The organism is Kitasatospora sp. NBC_01302, from assembly GCF_035976515.1.
In the GTDB taxonomy this organism is placed as follows: Bacteria; Actinomycetota; Actinomycetes; order Streptomycetales; family Streptomycetaceae; genus Kitasatospora.
This window is the reverse complement of record NZ_CP108404.1, coordinates 6,863,956-6,883,523: the sequence shown is the minus strand read 5'-3', so window position 1 is coordinate 6,883,523 and position 19,568 is coordinate 6,863,956. Positions and strand designations below refer to the sequence as shown.

General features: G+C 72.4%; 15 protein-coding genes. 9 read left to right on the top strand and 6 right to left on the bottom strand.

Translation table 11 applies throughout. The annotated features are described in order from the left end of the window. Position 1 precedes the first annotated feature (1 nt). The 5 genes from OG294_RS30225 (at position 2) to OG294_RS30205 (ending at position 5,374) form a co-directional block, all read left to right on the top strand. Positions 2-1,342 (top strand): sulfate adenylyltransferase subunit 1, encoded by a 1,341-nt coding sequence (locus OG294_RS30225; protein WP_327069713.1) that lies wholly within the window; start codon positions 2-4, stop codon positions 1,340-1,342. A 305-nt stretch (positions 1,343-1,647) separates the two neighbouring features. Next, positions 1,648-2,727, top strand: coding sequence for an aliphatic sulfonate ABC transporter substrate-binding protein (locus OG294_RS30220; protein WP_327069712.1), 1,080 nt, complete (start codon positions 1,648-1,650; stop codon positions 2,725-2,727). Between the two features lie 155 nt (positions 2,728-2,882). Beyond that, the gene (locus tag OG294_RS30215) at positions 2,883-3,686 is read left to right on the top strand and encodes an ABC transporter ATP-binding protein (RefSeq protein WP_327069711.1); all 804 of its coding nucleotides are present in this window, start codon (positions 2,883-2,885) and stop codon (positions 3,684-3,686) included. Continuing rightward, positions 3,673-4,608 carry an ABC transporter permease gene (locus OG294_RS30210; protein WP_327069710.1) on the top strand — a complete coding sequence of 312 codons (936 nt, stop codon included), beginning with the start codon at positions 3,673-3,675 and terminating at the stop codon, positions 4,606-4,608. Before OG294_RS30215 ends, OG294_RS30210 begins: the two co-directional genes overlap by 14 nt. A gap of 25 nt (positions 4,609-4,633) precedes the next feature. Further along, entirely contained in the window at positions 4,634-5,374 is a 741-nt protein-coding gene (locus OG294_RS30205; protein ID WP_327069709.1) for a sirohydrochlorin chelatase, read from the top strand. 11 nt (positions 5,375-5,385) lie between these two features. Here the strand turns inward: OG294_RS30205 and OG294_RS30200 are convergent, their stop codons facing one another. After that, the gene (locus tag OG294_RS30200) at positions 5,386-6,936 is read right to left on the bottom strand and encodes an MDR family MFS transporter (RefSeq protein WP_327069708.1); all 1,551 of its coding nucleotides are present in this window, start codon (positions 6,934-6,936) and stop codon (positions 5,386-5,388) included. 96 nt (positions 6,937-7,032) lie between these two features. Here OG294_RS30200 and OG294_RS30195 point away from each other — a divergent pair, with 96 nt between their 5' ends. Next, positions 7,033-7,707, top strand: coding sequence for a PhzF family phenazine biosynthesis protein (locus tag OG294_RS30195; RefSeq protein WP_327069707.1), 675 nt, complete (start codon positions 7,033-7,035; stop codon positions 7,705-7,707). 94 nt (positions 7,708-7,801) lie between these two features. Next, complete coding sequence (locus tag OG294_RS30190) at positions 7,802-8,122, top strand: hypothetical protein (protein ID WP_327069706.1); 321 nt, start codon at positions 7,802-7,804, stop codon at positions 8,120-8,122. Positions 8,123-8,144: 22 nt separating this feature from the next. Here OG294_RS30190 and OG294_RS30185 read toward each other — a convergent pair whose 3' ends face one another. Further along, positions 8,145-9,815, bottom strand: a complete 1,671-nt coding sequence (locus tag OG294_RS30185) for a protein kinase domain-containing protein (protein WP_327069705.1) — start codon at positions 9,813-9,815, stop codon at positions 8,145-8,147. Between the two features lie 190 nt (positions 9,816-10,005). Between OG294_RS30185 and OG294_RS30180 the strand changes: the two genes are divergently transcribed. Beyond that, a complete protein-coding gene (locus OG294_RS30180; RefSeq protein WP_327069704.1) occupies positions 10,006-11,730 on the top strand; it encodes a carboxylesterase/lipase family protein in 1,725 nt (574 codons plus the stop codon). A 19-nt stretch (positions 11,731-11,749) separates the two neighbouring features. Here the strand turns inward: OG294_RS30180 and OG294_RS30175 are convergent, their stop codons facing one another. The 4 genes from OG294_RS30175 to OG294_RS30160 form a co-directional block, all read right to left on the bottom strand. Beyond that, positions 11,750-12,118: an MmcQ/YjbR family DNA-binding protein gene (locus OG294_RS30175; RefSeq protein ID WP_327071723.1), complete on the bottom strand. Its 369-nt coding sequence runs from the start codon at positions 12,116-12,118 to the stop codon at positions 11,750-11,752. Between the two features lie 81 nt (positions 12,119-12,199). Further along, positions 12,200-13,909: a DEAD/DEAH box helicase gene (locus OG294_RS30170; RefSeq protein WP_327069703.1), complete on the bottom strand. Its 1,710-nt coding sequence runs from the start codon at positions 13,907-13,909 to the stop codon at positions 12,200-12,202. Positions 13,910-14,069: 160 nt separating this feature from the next. Further along, positions 14,070-14,273: a cold-shock protein gene (locus OG294_RS30165; protein ID WP_184934859.1), complete on the bottom strand. Its 204-nt coding sequence runs from the start codon at positions 14,271-14,273 to the stop codon at positions 14,070-14,072. 328 nt (positions 14,274-14,601) lie between these two features. Further along, on the bottom strand, positions 14,602-16,764 hold the full coding sequence (locus tag OG294_RS30160; protein WP_327069702.1) for an MMPL family transporter: 2,163 nt from the start codon (positions 16,762-16,764) through the stop codon (positions 14,602-14,604). 508 nt (positions 16,765-17,272) lie between these two features. Between OG294_RS30160 and OG294_RS30155 the strand changes: the two genes are divergently transcribed. Further along, a complete protein-coding gene (locus OG294_RS30155) occupies positions 17,273-19,516 on the top strand; it encodes an MMPL family transporter (RefSeq protein ID WP_327071722.1) in 2,244 nt (747 codons plus the stop codon). Positions 19,517-19,568: the final 52 nt, after the last annotated feature.

Sequence of the window (19,568 nt, the reverse complement as noted above, 5' to 3'; positions counted from 1 at the left end):
CATGCCCAGCACCACCGAACTCACCCCCGCGGGGCAGAACGCAGCCACCTCGCTGCTGCGCTTCGCCACCGCCGGCTCCGTCGACGACGGCAAGTCCACCCTGGTCGGCCGCCTGCTCCACGACTCCAAGTCGGTGCTCACCGACCAGCTGGAAGCCGTCGAGCACGCCTCCCGCAAGCGCGGCCAGCAGGCACCGGACCTGGCACTGCTCACCGACGGCCTGCGCGCCGAACGCGAACAGGGCATCACCATCGACGTCGCCTACCGCTACTTCGCCACCGCCCGGCGCCGCTTCATCCTCGCCGACACCCCCGGCCACGTGCAGTACACCCGCAACATGGTCACCGGCGCCTCCACCGCCGAACTCGCCGTCGTCCTGGTCGACGCCCGCAACGGCGTCGTCGAACAGACCCGCCGCCACGCCGCCGTCGCCGCCCTGCTACGGGTTCCGCACGTGGTGCTGGCCGTCAACAAGATGGACCTGGTCGACTACGCCGAACCCGTCTTCGCCGCCATCGCCGCCGAATTCACCGCCTACGCCGCCTCCCTCGGGGTCGGTGACATCGTGGCGGTCCCGATCTCCGCGCTGGCCGGCGACAACGTCGTCGAACCCTCCGCCCACATGGACTGGTACGGCGGCCCCACCCTGCTGGAACATCTGGAGACCGTGCAGGTCACCACCGACCCCGTCGCCGACCCGGCCCGCTTCCCGGTCCAGTACGTCATCCGCCCCCAGTCCGAGGAACACCACGACTACCGCGGCTACGCCGGCCAGCTGGCCTCCGGCGTGCTGCGCACCGGCGACACCGTGACCGTCCTGCCCTCGGGCCACACCACCACCGTGGCGGGCATCGACGTGCTCGGCGAGCCGCGCGACATCGCCTGGGCACCGCAGTCGATCACCGTGCGCCTCACCGAGGACCTGGACATCTCCCGCGGCGACCTCATCGCCGCAGGCCCCACCCCTCGCCCCACCAAGGACGTCGAGGCCACCGTCTGCCACCTGCACGAGCGTCCGCTGCGCGCCGGCGACAAGGTGCTGCTCAAGCACACCACCCGCACCGTGCGCGCGCTGGTCAAGGGGATCAGCTACCGGATCGACATCGACACCCTCGAACAGCGCGGCAACACCCAGGAGTTGAAGGTCAACGACATCGGCCACGTGCTGCTGCGCACCGCCGAGCCGCTCGCCCTGGACGCCTACGCCGACAACCGGCTGACCGGCTCGTTCCTGCTGATCGACCCGGCCGACGGCAGCACCCTGACCGCCGCCATGGCCGGCGAGTCCTTCACCCGCGCGGCAGCCGAGGGCGACCCGGCGGCCGAGGAGGAGTGGGTCTGATGGCCGGCGAGGCGTTCTCCGGCATGGACAAGGAAGGCGGCCGCATCGGCAGCGGCGCCCGTGGCAGCGGCCGGGGCGGCATCACACGATGTGCCTGCGGACGGGGTCTCTGACGACGGCCCCGTCACCGGGTCCAAACGGCGACAGCGGCGCGTGAGCCCACCCACCGCTTCCCACCCGGCGTGCCGACGCACCACCCTCCCTTGAACCGTTCCAGCCCGAAGGACGCTTCGATGACTCCTCCGCAGGCCACAGGCCATAGCCTCCCCCGCCCGAACGCCGGTCGCGCCAGACGCGTCGCCGCGATGGCCCTGGCCGGCCTGACCGCCGTCAGCCTGCTGACCGCGTGCAGCTACGGCTCCAAGTCCGACAAGACCAACGCGGCCCCGGCCCCGGCGGCGTCGGGCGGCCCCAAGCTCTCCGCCGACTCGGTGAAGATCGGCTACTTCGCCAACCTGACCCACGGCACTGCGCTGGTCGGCCTCCAGGAGGGGCTGTTCCAGAAGGAGTTGGGCGCCACCCAGATCAAGACCCAGGTCTTCAACGCGGGCCCGGCCGAGATCGAGGCGCTGAACGCCGGCTCGATCGACATCGGCTGGATCGGCCCCTCGCCTGCGATCAACGGCTATGTGCAGTCCAAGAGCCAGTCGCTGAAGATCATCGGCGGCTCGGCCTCGGGCGGCGTCGAACTGGTGGTCAACCCGAACAAGATCAAGACCCTGGACGACCTCAAGGGCAAGAAGATCGCCACCCCGCAGCTGGGCAACACCCAGGACGTGGCCCTGCTCAACTACCTGGCGAGCAAGGGCTACAAGGAGGACCCGCAGACCGGCGCCGGCGACGTCTCGGTGGTGCGCACGGACAACAAGGTCACCCCGGACGCCTACGCCTCCGGCTCCATCGACGGCGCCTGGGTGCCCGAGCCGACCGCCTCCACCCTGGTGGCGAAGGGCGCGAAGGTGCTGCTGGACGAGAAGTCGCTGTGGCCGAACGGGCAGTTCGTGATCACCAACATCATCGTCTCGCAGAAGTTCCTCAAGGCCCACCCGGACGTGGTGGAGGCCGTGCTGCGCGGCTCGGTGAACACCAACGCCTTCATCAAGGCCAACCCGGCCAAGGCCGAGCAGGACGCCAACGACGCGATCAAGGCGGCGGGCGGCAACTCGCTGCCCGCCGGCATCCTCGACCCGGCCTGGAAGAGCATCGACTTCCTGGACGACCCGCTGGCCGGCACCCTGCAGGCGGAGGCGGACCACGCGGTGACCGCGGGCCTGCTCAAGAAGCCGGACATCAGCGGGATCTACGACCTGTCGCCGCTCAACAAGGTGCTCACGGCGGCCGGAAAGCCCACGGTCTCCGACGCGGGCCTCGGCACCGGCTCCTGACGCACCGTCAGACCACCTGCCCAGCACCGCGCAAGACTCCGGGCTCCGTCCCCGGCCCCGCCCAGTCGATGCCCAGTCACCGGGCCGGGCCGGGGCGGAACCCGGCTCCAGCAGCCTTCTCCGCTCGCCCCACTCATGCCAGGAGGTGCCCGCAGATGAGCCAGGCACTGACCACTCCGGACGACACCCGCCGCGACGCCGGTGCGGACGGTACGCCCGCCGTGCGGATCGCCGGCGTGCACAAGTCCTTCGGTCGTCCCGGCGCCGCCGTCGCGGTGCTGGACGACATCACCCTCGACGTCGCCCCGGGTGAGTTCCTCTGCCTGCTCGGCGCCTCCGGCTGCGGCAAGTCCACCCTGCTCAACCTGGTCGCCGGCCTGGACCTGCCGACCGCGGGGCAGATCGAGGTGCCCGGCGGGCGGCCGGCCCTGATGTTCCAGGAGCACGCGCTCTTCCCCTGGCTGACCGCCGGCAAGAACATCGAACTCGCGCTGCGCCTCAACGGCGTGCCGCGCGCCGAGCGCCGGCCGGAGGCCGAGCGGCTGCTCGAACTGGTCCGGCTCGCCGGCTCCTACGGCAAGCGGGTGCACGAGCTGTCCGGCGGCATGCGCCAGCGCGTCGCCCTGGCCCGCGCGCTGGCCCAGGGCAGCAGCGTGCTGCTGATGGACGAGCCGTTCGCCGCGCTGGACGCGATCACCCGCGACGTGCTGCACGAGGAGATCACCCGCATCTGGCAGGAGCGGCGGCTCACCGTCCTGTTCGTCACCCACAACGTGCGCGAGGCGGTGCGGCTGGCCCAGCGGGTGGTGCTGCTCTCCTCGCGTCCGGGCCGGGTGGCCCGCGAGTGGCGGATCGACCTGCCGCAGCCGCGCCGCATCGAGTCCGCCGCCGTCGCGGACCTGTCCGTCGAGATCACCGAGCACCTGCGTGGGGAGATCCGCCGCCATGGCCAGCACTGAGACCACCTCGATCCCGGCCCCGGCCGAGGCCGACCCCCGGGCCGCGACCGGGCCCCAGGCCCATGCCGACCTGGCCGGCGTCGAGGCCGGACTGGACGCGCTGGACAGCGTCCAGATCCAGCGCCCCTCGCTCGGCCAGCTGCTGCGCGAGAAGCTGCTGCCACCGGTGCTCGGCGCGCTGCTGGTGGTCGGCGCCTGGCAGCTGACCTACGAGCTGCACGTCACCGCCTCCTACAACCTGCCCAGTCCACTGGACGTCTGGCACAGCCTGACCGACCTCTGGTACCAGGGCACGCTCTTCTCGATCATCTGGACCAGCGTCTGGCGCGGCATCTCCGGCTTCGCGATGGCGGTGGTGATCGGCACGCCGATCGGGCTGGCGGTGGCGCAGGTGAAGTTCCTGCGGGCCGCCGTGGGCCCGATCCTCTCCGGGCTGCAGTCGCTGCCCTCGGTGGCCTGGGTGCCGGCCGCGGTGATCTGGCTGGGCATCAACGACCAGGCGATGTACGCGGTGATCCTGCTCGGCGCCGTCCCCTCGATCGCCAACGGCCTGATCTCGGGCATCGACCAGGTGCCGCCGCTCTTCCTGCGGGCCGGCCGCACGCTGGGCGCCCGCGGGCTCAGCGGCGCCCGGCACGTGCTGCTGCCGGCGGCGCTGCCCGGCTACCTGGCCGGCCTCAAGCAGGGCTGGGCCTTCTCCTGGCGCTCGCTGATGGCCGCCGAGCTGATCGCCAGCTCGCCGGACCTGGGCCTGGGCCTGGGCCGGTACCTGGAGAACCAGCGCGACGCCTCGGACATGTCCGGGGTGATGCTCGGGATCATCCTGATCCTGGTGGTCGGCGTCGCGATCGACCTGCTGATCTTCACCCCGCTGGAGCGCCGGGTGCTGCGCACCCGCGGCCTGCTGCAGAACGCCCGCTGATCACCTCCTCCCGAGAGAGCGTCAGATGACTGCCTCCCCAGCCCTGTTGCTGATCGCCCACGGCAGCCGCGACCCGCGGCACGCCGCGACGGTCGAGGCGCTGGTGCGGCGGGTACGCCTGCTGCGGCCCGGCCTGTCCGTCGCCACCGCCTACCTGGACCACTGCGCGCCCCGCCTGCCGCAGGTCGTCCAGCGGCTGGCCGGGGCACCGGCGGTGGCGGTGCCGCTGCTGCTCAACCGGGCCTTCCACGCCAAGCACGACATCCCGGCCGCGCTGCGGGCCGCCCGGGCGGGCGGCCCGGTGGCCGAGGTGCTCGGCCCCGATCCGTTGCTGCTGGCCGCGCTGGAGCGCCGGCTGGCCGAAGCCGGCTTGGACCTCGCCTCGGCCGCCGCCCGCGCCCGCACCGGTGTGGTGCTGGCCGCGGCCGGCTCCTCGGACCCGGCCGCCGACGCCACCACCCGGGCGCTGGCCGCCCGCTGGCAGCGCGAGCGCGGCTGGGGCGCGGTCACCGTCGCCTACGCCTCGGCCGGCGGCCCCCGGGTGCCGGACGCGCTGGCCGCGCTGCGCGCCCAGGGCCTGCGCCGCACGGCCGTCGCGCCCTACCTGCTGGCACCGGGGCTGCTGCCGGACCGGATCGCGACCGCCGCAGAGGAGGCCGGGGCCGACGTACTGGCCCCGGTGCTCGGCGCCGCCCCGGAGGTGGCCCACCTGCTGCTGCACCGCTACGCCGAGGCCGGCCAGGGCCTGCGGGCCGTCGCGGCCTGAGCCTCCCGGCCCTACGGCCCCTGGGGCGTGTCGTGCGCGGGCTCCGTCGCCCCGCGCAGCGGCACCTCACGGATCAGCCAGGCGAGCAGGAAGACCGCCCCCGACAGCAGTGCGCCGCCGACGAACACCCCGTACAGCCCGTGCGTCACCCCCTGCTCGAACGCCGCTCTGGCCGGCCCCGGCAGTCCCTTGAGCGCGGCCGGCGGGATGTGCGCCGAGATCAGCGCGTGCCCCTGCGCCCCGAGCCGCCCGGTGAGCTGGTGGTCCAGCCCGCGGGTGTAGAGCGAGCCGAGCAGCGCGATCCCCAGCGAACCGCCGATGGTGCGGAACAGCGTCACCGAGCCGCTGGCCGCTCCCATGTCCCGCAGCGCCACGCTGTTCTGGGTGATCAGCATGGTGTTCTGCATCAGGAAGCCGAGCCCGATCCCCACCACCACCGTGAGCAACGAGCCGACCAGCACACTGGTGTCCACCCGGAGCAGCAGCAGGACCAGCATGCCCACCGTGAGCACCGCGCCGCCGGTGATCACGAACGCCCGGTACCTGCCCGTCCTGGTGGTGACCTGAGCTGCCGTCAGCATCACCGCGAGCATGCCGAACATCAGCGGCAGCAACAGCAGACCGCTCGCGGTGGGCGACGCGCCCTGGACGTACTGCATGTACTGCGGAAGGAAGTTGACCGCGCCGAACATCGCCGCACCGACCAGGAAGCTGAGCACCTGGGCGACGGTGAAGTTGCGGTCCCGGAACATCCGCGGCGGCAGGATCGGCTCGGCGACCCGGTGCTGCGAGACCACGAAGGCCGCCAGCGCCAGCACCGCGAGTGCGGTCAGGGCGAGGATCGGCGCCGAGCCCCAGGCGTACTGACCGCCGCCCCAGCTCGCCACCAGGGTGATCGCCACCACGCCGACGGTCAGCAGCGCCCCGCCCAGGTAGTCGAGCCGGGCCGTGCTGCGGCGCCGCGGCAGCCGCATACCGAGCCCGGTGACCAGCAGCGCCAGCACGCCCAGCGGCAGGTTCACGTAGAAGCACCAGCGCCAGCTGAGGCTCTGGGTCAGGAAGCCGCCGAGCAGCGGGCCGCCGACGAAGGCGATCGGCATCATCGCGCCGATCATGCCCATGTAGCGACCGCGTTGGCGCGGCGGCACCAGGTCGCCGAGGGTGGCCATCGCGCCGACCATCAGGCCGCCGGCGCCCAGCCCCTGGAGCGCGCGGAATCCGATCAACTGGTCCATGTTCCGCGAGAGTCCGGCCAGCGCCGAGCCGCCCAGGAAGACCACGATGGCGACCATGAACATGCTCTTGCGACCGTGGAGGTCGCCCAGCTTGCCCCAGAACGGGGTGGTGACGGCGGCGCCCAGCGCATAGGCGGTGACCACCCAGGAGAGCCGGGCCAGGCCGCCCAGGTCGCCGACGATGGTGGGCAGCGCGGTGCTGACGATCAGGTTGTCGAGCATCGCCATCAGCATCCCGAGCATCAGCCCGGTCATGGCGACGTAGATGGTCCGCCGGCTGACGGGCTGCTGGTCGGTCTCGGGGGAAACGGCCTTGGTGTCTGTCATCGACACGCTCCTCGAATGGAGCCGGTACCTCCTTTCACGGTACCCAGTCGCCGACATCTGCGAACGATGTCGGGCAGAGGATGATTGGATCTTCCTATGACAGAACTCCACATCCTCCGGGTCTTCTGCGACGCCGACGGCGGCGCGGGCAATGCGCTGGGCGTCGTGCTGGACGGCGGCGCGGTGCCGGGCGAGCCGGCGCGGCAGGCGCTCGCGGCCGAACTCGGCTTCAGCGAGACGGTCTTCGTCGACGACCCGACGCAGGGGCGGGTCGACATCTACACGCCGAGCGTGCGGCTGCCCTTCGCCGGGCACCCGCTGGTCGGGACGGGCTGGCTGCTGCGACGCGAGGGCCTCGCGCCGGACGTGCTGCGCCCGCCGGCCGGGGACGTCCCGGTGCGCCAGGACGCGGAGTTCAGCTGGATCCGCGGCCGCGCCGAGTGGGCCGCCGGGCGCAACACCCGGCGCTACGACTCGGTGGCGGAGGTCGACGCGCTGCCCACCCCGCCCGAGGGCACCGGCTGGCTCTACGCCTGGGCCTGGCAGGACGAGACCGCGGGCCTGGTCCGGGCGCGCGCCTTCCCGCGCCGCGGCGACAGCATCGCCGAGGACGAGGCGACCGGCGCCGCCGCGCTCGTGCTCACCTCGGAACTCGGCCGCGCGCTCGACATCCGCCAGGGCGTCGGCTCGCAGATCCTGACCCGGCCGCACGGTGACGACACGATCGAGGTCGGCGGCCGGGTGGCCCTGGAGGGCACCCGGCCGCTCTGACGCCGCCGCGGGCTCTCAAATCGCCTAGGCCATACGGCTGATATGCGCGATGCCAGGTTGTATGCGCACGGTGTCACTGTGTGATCGTTTCCCCATGCGTCGTACCGCCCTCACCGTGCTCATCGCCGCCGCCACCCTCATCGGGGTGGCGGCCGCGCCCGCCCAGTCCGCCAGCGGCAATGTCGTGGTCTTCTCGACCGAGCTCCAGCCGCTGACCGTCTACCCGAACCCGCAGGGGTGCCAGCAACTGCCCAGGCTGGCCCATGTGCTGAACAACGAGACCAGCAGCGACATCCAGGTCTTCGGCGACCCGTTCTGCACCGTCCCCGCCACCCTGCCGATCAGCGGCATCGGCATCCTCCCGTCCGGCTACGGCACGCACGTCACGGGGGCGGGCAGCTTCCGCGCCCAGTGACGGCCTGACGACCGACGGGCCGTCAGCCGCCCAGCGGGTAGGTCCTGAGCACGTTCCCGGTCGGGCTGATCTCCAGGTACCCGCCGCCGTAGGTGTTGGTCAGGTAGAGGTCGAGCGTCGGGGCGCCGGTGATGATGTCGGCGCTGACGGTCAGGTAGGGCTCGTTCGGCGCCGGGACCTTCAGGGTCGCCTGGGCCTGCTGGAACAGCGCGGGCAGCTTGTCCCAGTCGAAGCCCTGGAGGTCCACCGGCTTGACGACCGGGGGCTCGGTGCCGCCCGGCGAGCGGGTGGGCCTGCCATCGCGGTACTCGACCTGGTCGTACAGCTGCGGGTTCGCGGCGACCGGGACGTCGGCGTTCGCGTAGTCCGGATAGACGGTCAGGCGAAAGACCTTGGTGCCGCCCATGGTCGGGCTCATCGCCGCGATCGTGGCGCGCACGTCGGCCGGGGCGAACCCCTTCGGCACGCCGACCGGGGCCGAGGCGGGTGTGGCGCTCGCCGACGGGCCGGCGGTCGGCGGGCTCGGCACGGGCGAGTCGGTCACCGGCGGACTCGCGGCCGGCAGGCCGGACGGCGCGCCGGCGGTCGTCCGTGCACCGCCCGCGCGGTGGCCGTCCGCCTGGGTGCCGGGCCGCAGCGTCCATCCGAGCACCCCGGCGACGGCCACCAGGGCGACGGCCAGCGCTATCAGGCCGCCCCGTCGCCCACCCGCCGCCCGCTGCGCCGCAGCCGGCACCCGGTCCGCGACCGGCGTGCCCGGCGCGCTCGCCGAGTCCGCTGAGTTCGCCGAGTTCGCCGCGCCCGGCGGCGTGAGCAGCACGGTCGGCCCGCCCGGCCGCGCGCCCCGCTCCGCCTCGTGCACCAGCCGCGCGAGCGCGTCGTCGAGCTGCGCCGCGTCCGGCCGCGCGGCCGGGTCCCTGGCCAGCAGCGCCGCCAGCAGCGGGCCGAGCGCCCCGGCCCGCGCCGGGGGCGGCAGCGGTTCGTCGAGCACCGCGGCGAGGGTGGCGATCGCGCTCGCCCGGCGCAGCGGGTGGTGGCCCTCGACCGCGACATAGAGCATCATGCCCAGCGACCACAGGTCGGAGGCGGGGTTGCCCTCCTCGCCGCGGATCCGCTCGGGCGCCATGAACTCGGGCGAGCCGATCAGCATGCCGGTGCTGGTCACCGTGGTGGCGCCGGACATCGCGGCGATGCCGAAGTCGGTGAGCACCGGGGTGCCGTCCGGCCGCAGCAGCACGTTGCCGGGCTTGACGTCCCGGTGCTGGATGCCGACGGCGTGCGCCGCGCGCAGGGCGCCGAGCACGCCCCGCCCGAGCCCGGCCGCCTCCAGGACCGTCAGCGGCCCCTGCTCCAGCCGGTCGGCGAGGCTGCCGCCGGTGACCAGTTCCATGACGAGCCAGGGGTGCGGGTGCTCGTCGGTGTCGACGATGTGGTGGATGATCACCACGTTCGGGTGCTGGAGCCGGGCCAGCGCCCGCGCCTCGCGCAGCACCCGGGCCCGGGTCTCGCGCACCTCGGCCGGATCGGTGGCCGCCGTCCCGGGGTCCGGCGGGCGGACCTCCTTGAGCGCGACCTCGCGGTGCAGGGCGTTGTCGCGCGCCCGCCAGACCAGGCCCATCCCGCCGCCGCCGAGGCGTTGCAGCAGTTCGAAGCGGTCGTCGATGAGCCGTCTGCCCGACTCCCCTGTAGTCATGCGCGCCATCGTAGAGAACCGGACCGACGGCGTCCGCCGCGGGCACCGGACCTGGCCACCCGGCCTCCCTGCACAATCTGACGTTCCGTCAGACTGTCCACCACCCAGGGGTTGAGCGCAGGTGGAGAGCACGCCTCCACCCGCGCGTTGACGACCGCCCGGCCCCGCTCCCCCGATGCTGGAGGCCCGCATGATTCGGCACGGCGCCGCCCGGCTGCGCGGCGCGGCGCGGCGGCGCGGAAGGGAGTGCTTCGTGTTCCGCACAAGGACGTTCCGCACAAGGACATTCCGCACCTCGCCGGGGCTGCTGGCGGCCGGGGCCGCCACGCTGAGCCTGCTGCTCACCGCGGCAGGCCCGGCGGGCGCCGCGACGGGCGACGACGGCAGCACCGCCGCCAGTACCCGGGACTGCCGCACCGGCACCTCGGTGGGCCGGGTGCAGGGGCTGCCCCAGGGCGGCGTCTGCTCGTACCTGGGCATCCCCTACGCCGCGCCGCCCGTCGGTGCGCTGCGCTTCGAGCCGCCGGTTGCGGCGGCCCCCTGGCACGGGACGCTGCAGGCCACCGCCGCCAAGCCGGGCTGCCCGCAGGACCTGAGCGTGATCGACCAGGGAGTGGAGGACTGCCTCTACACCAACGTCTGGCAGCCGCGCACCGGCGGTGCCCACAAGCCCGTCATGGTCTTCATCCACGGCGGCGCGGACGAACTCGGCTCGGCCGGCGAGCCGCTCTTCGACGGGGCCGGGCTGGCCGCCCGCGGCGACGCGGTCGTGGTCGACCTGGACTACCGGCTCGGCATCCTGGGCTGGACCGAACTCGGCGGCCTGGACCCGAAGTACGCCGGCTCGGGCGACAACGGGCTGCGCGATCAGATCGCGGCGCTGACCTGGGTGCACAAGCACATCGCCTCGTTCGGCGGCGACCCCTCCGACGTCACCGTCTTCGGCGAGTCGGAGGGCGCGATCTCGATCGACGCGATGCTCGCGGGCGACCACCCGGAACGGCTCTTCCACCGGGCCATCCTGGAGAGCGGTCCGGGCTACCTGGTGCACACCCAGGAGTACGCCGAGGACGCCGCCGCGCACATCCTGGCGGCCGGAAACGTCACCAGCGCCGCGCAGTTGCAGGCGATGAGCACCACCCAGGTGCTGCAGCTCCAGGAGAAGGCACAGCAGGGCATCGCGGGGCTGGCCGACGCGCTCTTCTTCGGCCCCTCCATCGACGGCCGGCTGATCCCCGGCCCGGTGGTCGACCGGATCGCGGCCGGCAGCGCCCGCGACGTCGAGATCATGGCCGGCAGCAACGAGAACGAGACCGACTACTGGGCGCTGTTCGAGCCGCAGGTGCTGGACCTGCCGCTCAGCGGCTACCGCAGCTTCCCCGCCGAACTGGCCGACGACAAGCAGCGGATGTACGAGGTGTACGCCGCCGACCGCCCGGGCCGGTCGCAGGGGCGGGTGGTGAACGCGATGATCACCGACCAGACCCAGCGGGTGCCCACCCTGCGGCTGGCCGAGGCCCAGTCGCGCTGGCGGCCCACCTACGTCTACCAGTTCGACTGGCACGTGCCGTACGTCGCGGGGCTGCCCGCCGCGCAGAACCTCGGCGCGATGCACACCCTGGAGCTGCCGTTCGTCTTCGGCAACCTCGACCTCGACGGCATCCCGCGCGGGGCCGCCACCCTGGCGGCGCAGCGCCCCCGACTCACCAGGCTCTCCGACGCCATGATGGACTCCTGGACCTCCTTCGCGCGCACCGGACGGCCCGGCTGGCCGTCCTACACCCCGGCGGTGCGGGCCACCCGGATCTGGGACCTGCAGCCGAGCGTGCAGAACGCCCCGCAGGAGCAGGAGCGGGAGCTGTGGAACGGCTACGCCTTCCCGGCCTGGAGCTTCGAGAGCTGGCCGGCGCAGTAGCCGCCCGGCCCGGTCCTCGTCAGGCCCGCAGCCCGGACCAGTCCAGCGCGAGCTGCTGACGGCGCGGCAGGCGGGCCACGATCAGGTCGTAGGAGTCCTCGATCATCTCGCCGACCAGCCGGTCCGGCAGCCAGCCGTCGAGCAGCACGGTGTTCCAGTGCCGCTTGTTCAGGTGCCAGCCCCCGGTGATCGCCGGGTGCGCCGCCCGCAGCTGCACGGCGATCTCCGGCTCGCACTTGAGGCTCACCCGCAGCGGCTCACCGTCCAGCGCGCTGATCGCGAAGATCTTCCCGCCGACCTTGAAGACGGAGGTCTCGGGGCCGAACGGGAACAGCTCCTCGGCGCCGTTGAAGTCCAGGCAGGCGGTGCGGAGCTGATCAGGCGTCATCGTCATGAGCACATACTGCTACGCGCCGCCGACAGCCCTTGCCGGGCTGTCGACGGCGCGTGGCCAGGAGTGCGGCGAAGGTCAGCGCGCGGCGCGGCGCTGGCGTCCGGTCCCGTAGTTGGAGCCGCTCTTCGAGCCGCTGCCCGGGGTGGCGCCCGAGGAGGCCTTGCCCGAGAAGCCGGCCGCGGTGCGGCCGCCGCCGGCGGCGGCGGCGGTGCCGGTGCCGCTGCCCATCCGCTGCTTGGGGCGGCGGCGCTTGGGGTTGCCGTTGATGTCCACGTCGGTCGGCCGGCTGGAGCGCGGGCCGGAGGAGCGGCGCTTGGCGGTGCCGGCGGCCGGGGCGGGCTCGGCGGTGACCGGCGGGGCCAGCGTCACCGCGACGCCCGAGGGGGTGCGGGCGCCGGTGATCCGGGCCAGCTCGGCGTCGCCGGGGCGCACCTTGGTGGTGACCGGGCGGATGCCGGCGGTGGACATCAGGCGGGTCATGTCCCGGCGCTGCTCGGGCAGCACCAGGGTGACCACGGTGCCGGACTCGCCGGCCCGGGCGGTGCGACCACCGCGGTGCAGGTAGTCCTTGTGGTCGATCGGCGGGTCCACGTTCACGACCAGGTCCAGGCCGTCGATGTGGATGCCGCGGGCGGCGACGTTGGTGGCGATCAGCGCGGTGACCTGGCCGTCGCGGAACTGGTCCAGGGTGCGGTTGCGCTGCGGCTGCGACTTGCCGCCGTGCAGCGCGGCGGCCCGCACTCCGGTGGCCAGCAGCTGCTTGGCGAGGCGGTCGGCACCGTGCTTGGTGTGCACGAACATGATCACCCGGCCCTCACGGGAGGCGATGTGCGCGGTGGCGGAGACCTTGTCGGCCGCCTCCAGCTGGAGCACGTGGTGCTCCATGGTGGTGACCGCGCCGGCCGAGGGGTCCACCGAGTGGGTGACCGGGTCGGTCAGGAAGCGCTGCACCAGGCGGTCGATGTTCTTGTCCAGGGTGGCGGAGAAGAGCATCCGCTGCCCGCCCTCGGCGACCTGCTCCAGGAGCTTGGTGACCTGCGGCAGGAAGCCCATGTCCGCCATCTGGTCGGCCTCGTCCAGGACGGTGATCTGCACCTCGTCCAGGCGGACGTCCTGGCGGTTGATCAGGTCGTCCAGCCGGCCCGGGGTGGCCACCAGCAGCTCGGCGCCGCGCCGCAGCGCGTTCGCCTGACGGGTGATCGACATGCCGCCGACCACGGTGGCGATGCGCAGGTTGACGGCGGTCGCGTAGGGCGTGAGCGCGTCGGTGACCTGCTGGGCCAGCTCGCGGGTGGGCACCAGCACCAGGGCCAGCGGCTTGCGGGCGTCCGCGCGCTTGCCGGCGGTGCGGGCCAGCACGGACAGGCCGAAGGCCAGCGTCTTGCCGGAGCCGGTGCGGCCGCGGCCGAGCACGTCGCGCCCGGCCAGCGAGTCCGGCAGGGTGGCGGACTGGATCGGGAAGGGCTCGGTGACGCCCTCGCGGGTCAGCGCGGAGAGCAGCGCCTTGGGCATCTCCAGCTCGGCGAAGGTCGCCGCCGGCGGACGGGCGGGGGTGCCGACGACCACCGTGAAGTCGGCGGAGGCGGCGGGCGCCGTGGTGCGCGGGCGGCCCTGGCCGCGACCGCGGCCCTGGGACTGGCCGCGCAGCCCGCCGGAGCTGCGCCCGGCGCGGGCCTGTGCGTCGCTGAAGCCGCCGGTGCTGCCGGAGCCCTGCGAGCGGCTGCCGCCCGCACCCTGGGCGCGGGAGCGGCCACGGCCGCCGGTGGGGCGTGACTGATCGGTCATACGAGTACTCCGTCCTAGCGGTCACCGTCGAGGGGTGACCCATGGGTCGGCCGCCAGGAGTGGAGAGCGCCGCCCCGGCCGTTGGGCGACATGGGCGAAGGCCCGCACCGTGCGGTACGGGCCTTCGCTGCGTCGTGCGAATCCAGCAGTGCCGGAAACGTCAGATGACGCGGATGTTCTCGGCCTGCGGGCCCTTCTGGCCCTGGGTGACGTCGAACTCAACGTGCTGGCCCTCGACGAGCTCGCGGAAGCCGTTGGCGTTGATGTTGGAGTAGTGGGCGAACACGTCCGGGCCGCCACCCTCCTGCTCGATGAAGCCGAAGCCCTTTTCGCTGTTGAACCACTTCACGGTGCCGGTAGCCATAACCGTCTCCTCTAAATACTGGGGCAACGAGACCACACCTCGTGGACCTCGCGTAGCCGCGATCCCCATCCGGAGATGACACCGGACAAAACAAATGCGCCTGTTGGTTGAACCAGCAGGCGCACACAAACGTTCATGGGAACCAAAACTGCAACTGACTCGACTGTAGCACGGGAGCACCGCAGATGATCGGGTTATTTTCCGCCTGCGTCACGTCGTCCGCACCTCGGGCGCACCCCGTGGCGGCGGCCCCCACGACAGCCGGGCCGCCCCCGGGGAAAGTCCCCGGGAACGGCCCGTGACGCACGGCTGACGTGTCGGTGCCGTGCTACTTGGGGTAGCGAGCCGTCACCAGCTCGTCACGCTCGGTCCACTCGCCGGGCGCGACCGGCGCCGGCTCCTGGTGGCCGGGCCACCAGGCCTTGCGGCCGAGCAGCGCGGTGAGCGCCGGGGTGAAGAACATCGCCATCACGAAGGCCGACAGCGCGATGCCGAAGGCGATCGAGAAGCCGATCTCGCTGAAGAGCACGTTGCCCGCCAGCATGAAGGTGGCGAAGGAGGCCGCCAGGATCGAGCCGGCCGAGGCCACGGTCGGACCGCCGTGCTTGATCGCCTCGTAGGCCGCCTCACGCGGGTTGCGGCCCTCGCGGGCCTCCTCCCGCAGGCGGGCGATCATCAGGATGTTGTAGTCGGTACCGATCGCCACCACGAAGAGGTAGATGAAGATCGGCAGCATGAACATCAGGCCGGACTGGTTGTCGAGCTTCTGGAACACCATGCTGGTGGCGCCCAGGGTCGCACCGAAGCCGAGGCCCACCGAGGCCATCAGGTACCACGGGGCCACCACGCTGCGCAGCAGCAGGCCCAGGATGACCATGATCAGGACCGCGGCGATCGGGAAGACCGTCTTGTAGTCGTGGTCCATGGCGGCGTTGATGTCCGCCTCGACGGCCGTCTGGCCGCCGACCACGGCCTTGGTGCCCGCGGGCGCCGCGGAGTGCGCGGTGGAGCGCAGCCCGTCCATGGTGTCGATGGCCGCGTTGGAGGCCGGGTTGTCCTTGAGCGTCACGGTGAAGTCGGCGGTCAGGCCGTCCTTGCTCAGCGCGGGCTGCGCGCCGACCTCGGCGACGCCCTTGACCCCCTTGAGCGCGTCCGTGTAGGCCGAGAAGGTCGACTTGTCCAGCGGAGCGCCGTTGGTGGAGGTGACGAAGACCTGCGAGGGGTCGGCGGCACCGGCCGAGAACTCCGACATCACGGCGTTCTGGACCACCATCGACTCGGCGGTCTTCGGCATCGAGCTGCCGGCCAGGTCGAAGGTGCCCTTGTAGCCGAGCGAGCAGAGGGTCAGCAGGATCAGGAAGCCGCCGGAGACGGCTGCGACCAGGCCGGGGCGGCGCTGGGTCATCCGGCCGAGCGCGGCGAACCGGGCCCCCGGCTTCTCCACGCGCCACTTCTTGCCGGGCCAGAAGAGCGCCTTCTCCGGGATCACCGAGAGCACGGCCGGCACCAGGGTGATCGAGGCGATCGCGGTGGTGACGACGGCGATGGCCAGCGCCGGGCCGATCGCCTTGAAGAGTCCGAGGCTGGAGAGGATCAGCACCGCGAAGGCGACGGTGACCGCACCGGCCGCGGAGGCGATCGCCTCGCCGACCCGGCCGATCGCGTTGACCATGGCCTCCTTGCGCGGCTCACCGGCCCGCAGCCGCTCCCGGTAGCGGAACATCAGGAAGAGGAAGTAGTCCGTGCCGACCCCGAGCAGCACCACGATCAGGATGGCCGACATGGTGCTGTTGGCCTTGAGGCCGAACAGCTTGGTCGCGTCCGCGATCAACGCGTTGCTGGTCGGCATGATCACGGCCATGATCAGGATCAGCGGCAGGATCGAGATGATCGCACTGCGGAAGATGATCGCGAGGATCAGCACGATCAGCAGGAAGCTGCCCAGGAAGATCAGCGCGTCGGCCGTGTTGGACGAGTCCGACTGGTCGAGGCTCTGCGCCGCCTGACCGCCGAGTTGCACCTTCAGGTTGCTGTTGCCGGCCAGCGTCTTGGCGTCGGCGCGCAGCTTCTTCGCGGTGTCGGTGTTGGACTGCGGTGCGTCCTTGGTGTATCCGATCAGGGACAGCGCGTACTTGCCGTCCTTCGACATCGACTGGTCGCTGACCGGGACGACGGCGGAGACGTACGGGATGTGCTCGGCCGTCAGCCCGTCGGTGACCTTGGTCATCGTGGTCTTGTCGTCCGCGGTCAGCTGGCCGCCGTCGGTGCGCTGGAAGAGCAGCATCGCGCTCGGCGTGAACGCCGACGGGAAGGCCTTCTGCTGCAGGTCCGCGGCCACGATGGACTCGTAGTGGCGGGGCAGGAAGTCGCTCTCGTCGTCCGAGGAGGCCAACTTGGGGGCTGTCACGGAGATCGCGACGGCAGCGACGAGCCAGGCGACTATCACCCACCAGGCACGCTTGACGACGAATTGTCCGATTCGGTGGAACATGCTTGCGATGCCTCCTGGCATGGTTCACCGCAGCCCTTGGGGGACGGGACGTTGGGCGACGGCTGAGACGGCTGAGACCTCGTCGGTCATTAGCCGGTCGGCAGGTAAGTACTGGAGGAAGCATCATACGAGAACTTACTAGCCGGCCGGTTAGCAGCCCCCCGTGGACCGACAGCCTCGGCTGAGTACCCCCTCGGGGCCTTCCAACGGCCCCGCACCATCCTGACGGGTCACCCCCCGCCCGTACCTCGTCCCCCGGGTGGAGATCCCTCCCCCTCAGGGTGGACTTCCGCCCGTACCCAGGTCGGAGGGCATGGTGGGGTAAACCCCACCCCCGACCCTGAGGCCACTCCCAGGGTCACCGGGCCCGCTGGCCGCATTCTCCGGCAACGCGCCCGTCCCTAGGGTCAGTTGTGAGCCCGGGAGCAGCCCCGGGCCGTCACGCCGGCGGGCCGCACCGCCGCGTCCCAGGGGGAGTCCACCCGTGCCAGCCACACCCGTCCCGGCCATGCCCGCAGCCCGTCCCAGAACCGGCTTCGCCGCCGCCATGGGCGCCTGGAGCGCCCGCCACCGCAGGACCGCCGTCTTCGGCTGGCTGCTCTTCGTCGTCCTGGCCGCCTACCTGGGCGGCGCGGCGGGCAGCCACAAGGTGACCGATGCCGAGTCCATGCCGGGACAGGTGGCCCAGGCCGCCCGGATCCTGGACCAGGCGGGGCTCAAGCCCCCGTCCGGCGAGAGCGTCCTGGTGCAGAGCGCCACGCTGACCGCCGACGACCCGGCCTTCCGGGCCGAGGTCGGCCAGGTGGTCGCCGCCGTCGAGGCCACCGGCCGGACCACCGACCTGCGCTCGCCCTACGACAGCAAGGCGATCTCCGCCGACCGGCACTCCGCGCTGGTCCGGTTCACCGTGGTCGGCGACAGCGACCAGGCCACCGTGAACGTGACCGCGCCGCTCGACGCGGTGGCCGCGATCCAGCGCGGCGACCGCTCCTTCACCGTCGCGGAGTTCGGCGACGCGAGCTCGAACAAGTGGTTCGCCGACCAGTTCGGCCACGACTTCGCCCGCGCCGAGTGGACGGCCGTGCCGCTCGCGCTGGGCATCCTGCTGATCGCCTTCGGCGCGGTGGTCGCCGCCGTGCTGCCGGTGGGGCTGGCGCTCACCGCGTTCGTCGCGGCCGGTGGGCTGGTCGCGCTGAGCAGTTCCTTCCTGCACACCAGCGACGACGCCGGCTCGGTGATGCTGCTGGTGGGCCTGGCCGTCGGGGTCGACTACTGCCTCTTCTACCTGCGCCGCGAACGCGAGGAGCGGGCCGCCGGGCGCAGCGCGGCCGATGCGCTGGCGGTGGCCGCCGCCACCTCGGGCCGGGCGGTGCTGGTCTCCGGGGTCACCGTGGTGGTCGCGATGGCCGGGATGTTCCTCACCGGGATCGCCGACTTCCAGGCGATGTCCTACGCGACCATCGTGGTGGTGGTCACCGCCGTGCTCGGCTCGCTCACCGTGCTGCCCGCGCTGCTGTCGATGCTCGGCGACCGGGTCGAGAAGGGCCGGGTGCCGCTGCTGCGCCGCCGGGGGGCCACAGACCCGAGCGGCGGCAGCCGGATCTGGAACGCCGTGCTGACCCCGGTGCTGCGCTTCCCGCTGGTGGCGGCCGTCCTGGCCGGCGGCCTGCTGCTCGCACTGGCGGCCCCGCTGCTGACCATGCACACCGCCAACCTCACCTTCCAGCAGATGCTGCCCCAGGGCAACGCGCTGGTGCGCACCTCCGAGCAGATCGAGGCCGCCTTCCCCGGCAGCCCCGCGCCGGCCACCGTGGTGGTCAAGGCCGCCGACCTGTCCTCCCCCGCGATGACGCAGGCGCTGGCCGACTTCCAGACCCGGGCGCTGGCCACCGGCCGGATGCACGGCCCGATCGAGATCACCCGGTACGCCGCACAGAACGTCGCCACCATCGACGTTCCGCTCAACGGCAGCGGCAACGACGCGACCAGCACCGCCGCACTGCGGACGCTGCGCCAGGACGTGGTGCCGGACACGCTGCTCAAGGTCCCCGGCACCCAGGCTCCGGTGGCCGGACAGACCGCCGGCTCCTACGACTTCAACCGGCAGATGACCGGCAGCATGCTCCCGGTCTTCGCCTTCGTGGTGCTCTTCGCCTTCCTGCTGATGCTCGCCTCGTTCCGCTCGCTGGGGATCGCGATCACCGCGGTGCTGCTCAACCTGCTCTCGGTGGGCGCCGCGTACGGGGTGCTGACCCTGGTCTTCCAGCACGGCGTGGGCGCCTCGCTGCTCGGCACGGCCGGGGTGGGCGCGGTGGAGTCCTGGGTGCCGCTCTTCCTCTTCGTGATCCTCTTCGGACTGAGCATGGACTACCACGTCTTCGTGGTCTCCCGGATCAAGGAGGCGCACGACCGGGGCCTGCCCACCCGGGCCGCGGTCTCGCACGGCATCCGCTCGACGGCCGGGGTGGTCAGCAGCGCGGCGATCATCATGGTCGCGGTCTTCGCGGTCTTCGGAACCCTGTCGATGCAGTCGATGAAGCAGATGGGCGTGGGCCTGGCGGTCGCGGTGCTGGTGGACGCGACGGTGATCCGCGGCGTGCTGCTGCCCTCGGTGATGAGCCTGCTCGGCGAGCGCAACTGGTACCTGCCGCGCTGGCTGTCCTGGCTGCCGGACCTGTCGCACAGCGAGCCGGCGGCTCCGGTGCCGGCCGCGGTGGCGGAGGGCCCGCGGCACCGACGGGTCGTGGTCTGAGCCCCGACCTGCTGCCGGTGGCCTGCCGGTCGACCTCCGCCCCCGGGGTCGA

Bases quoted from the DNA above. Each gene is read 5' to 3' on its own strand.
- OG294_RS30225 (WP_327069713.1), top strand. From the start codon at position 2: ATGCCCAGCACCACCGAACTCACCCCCGCGGGGCAGAACGCAGCCACC.
- OG294_RS30220 (WP_327069712.1), top strand. From the start codon at position 1,648: ATGGCCCTGGCCGGCCTGACCGCCGTCAGCCTGCTGACCGCGTGCAGC.
- OG294_RS30215 (WP_327069711.1), top strand. From the start codon at position 2,883: ATGAGCCAGGCACTGACCACTCCGGACGACACCCGCCGCGACGCCGGT.
- OG294_RS30210 (WP_327069710.1), top strand. From the start codon at position 3,673: ATGGCCAGCACTGAGACCACCTCGATCCCGGCCCCGGCCGAGGCCGAC.
- OG294_RS30205 (WP_327069709.1), top strand. From the start codon at position 4,634: ATGACTGCCTCCCCAGCCCTGTTGCTGATCGCCCACGGCAGCCGCGAC.
- OG294_RS30200 (WP_327069708.1), bottom strand. From the start codon at position 6,936: ATGACAGACACCAAGGCCGTTTCCCCCGAGACCGACCAGCAGCCCGTC.
- OG294_RS30195 (WP_327069707.1), top strand. From the start codon at position 7,033: ATGACAGAACTCCACATCCTCCGGGTCTTCTGCGACGCCGACGGCGGC.
- OG294_RS30190 (WP_327069706.1), top strand. From the start codon at position 7,802: ATGCGTCGTACCGCCCTCACCGTGCTCATCGCCGCCGCCACCCTCATC.
- OG294_RS30185 (WP_327069705.1), bottom strand. From the start codon at position 9,815: ATGACTACAGGGGAGTCGGGCAGACGGCTCATCGACGACCGCTTCGAA.
- OG294_RS30180 (WP_327069704.1), top strand. From the start codon at position 10,006: ATGATTCGGCACGGCGCCGCCCGGCTGCGCGGCGCGGCGCGGCGGCGC.
- OG294_RS30175 (WP_327071723.1), bottom strand. From the start codon at position 12,118: ATGACGCCTGATCAGCTCCGCACCGCCTGCCTGGACTTCAACGGCGCC.
- OG294_RS30170 (WP_327069703.1), bottom strand. From the start codon at position 13,909: ATGACCGATCAGTCACGCCCCACCGGCGGCCGTGGCCGCTCCCGCGCC.
- OG294_RS30165 (WP_184934859.1), bottom strand. From the start codon at position 14,273: ATGGCTACCGGCACCGTGAAGTGGTTCAACAGCGAAAAGGGCTTCGGC.
- OG294_RS30160 (WP_327069702.1), bottom strand. From the start codon at position 16,764: ATGTTCCACCGAATCGGACAATTCGTCGTCAAGCGTGCCTGGTGGGTG.
- OG294_RS30155 (WP_327071722.1), top strand. From the start codon at position 17,273: ATGCCCGCAGCCCGTCCCAGAACCGGCTTCGCCGCCGCCATGGGCGCC.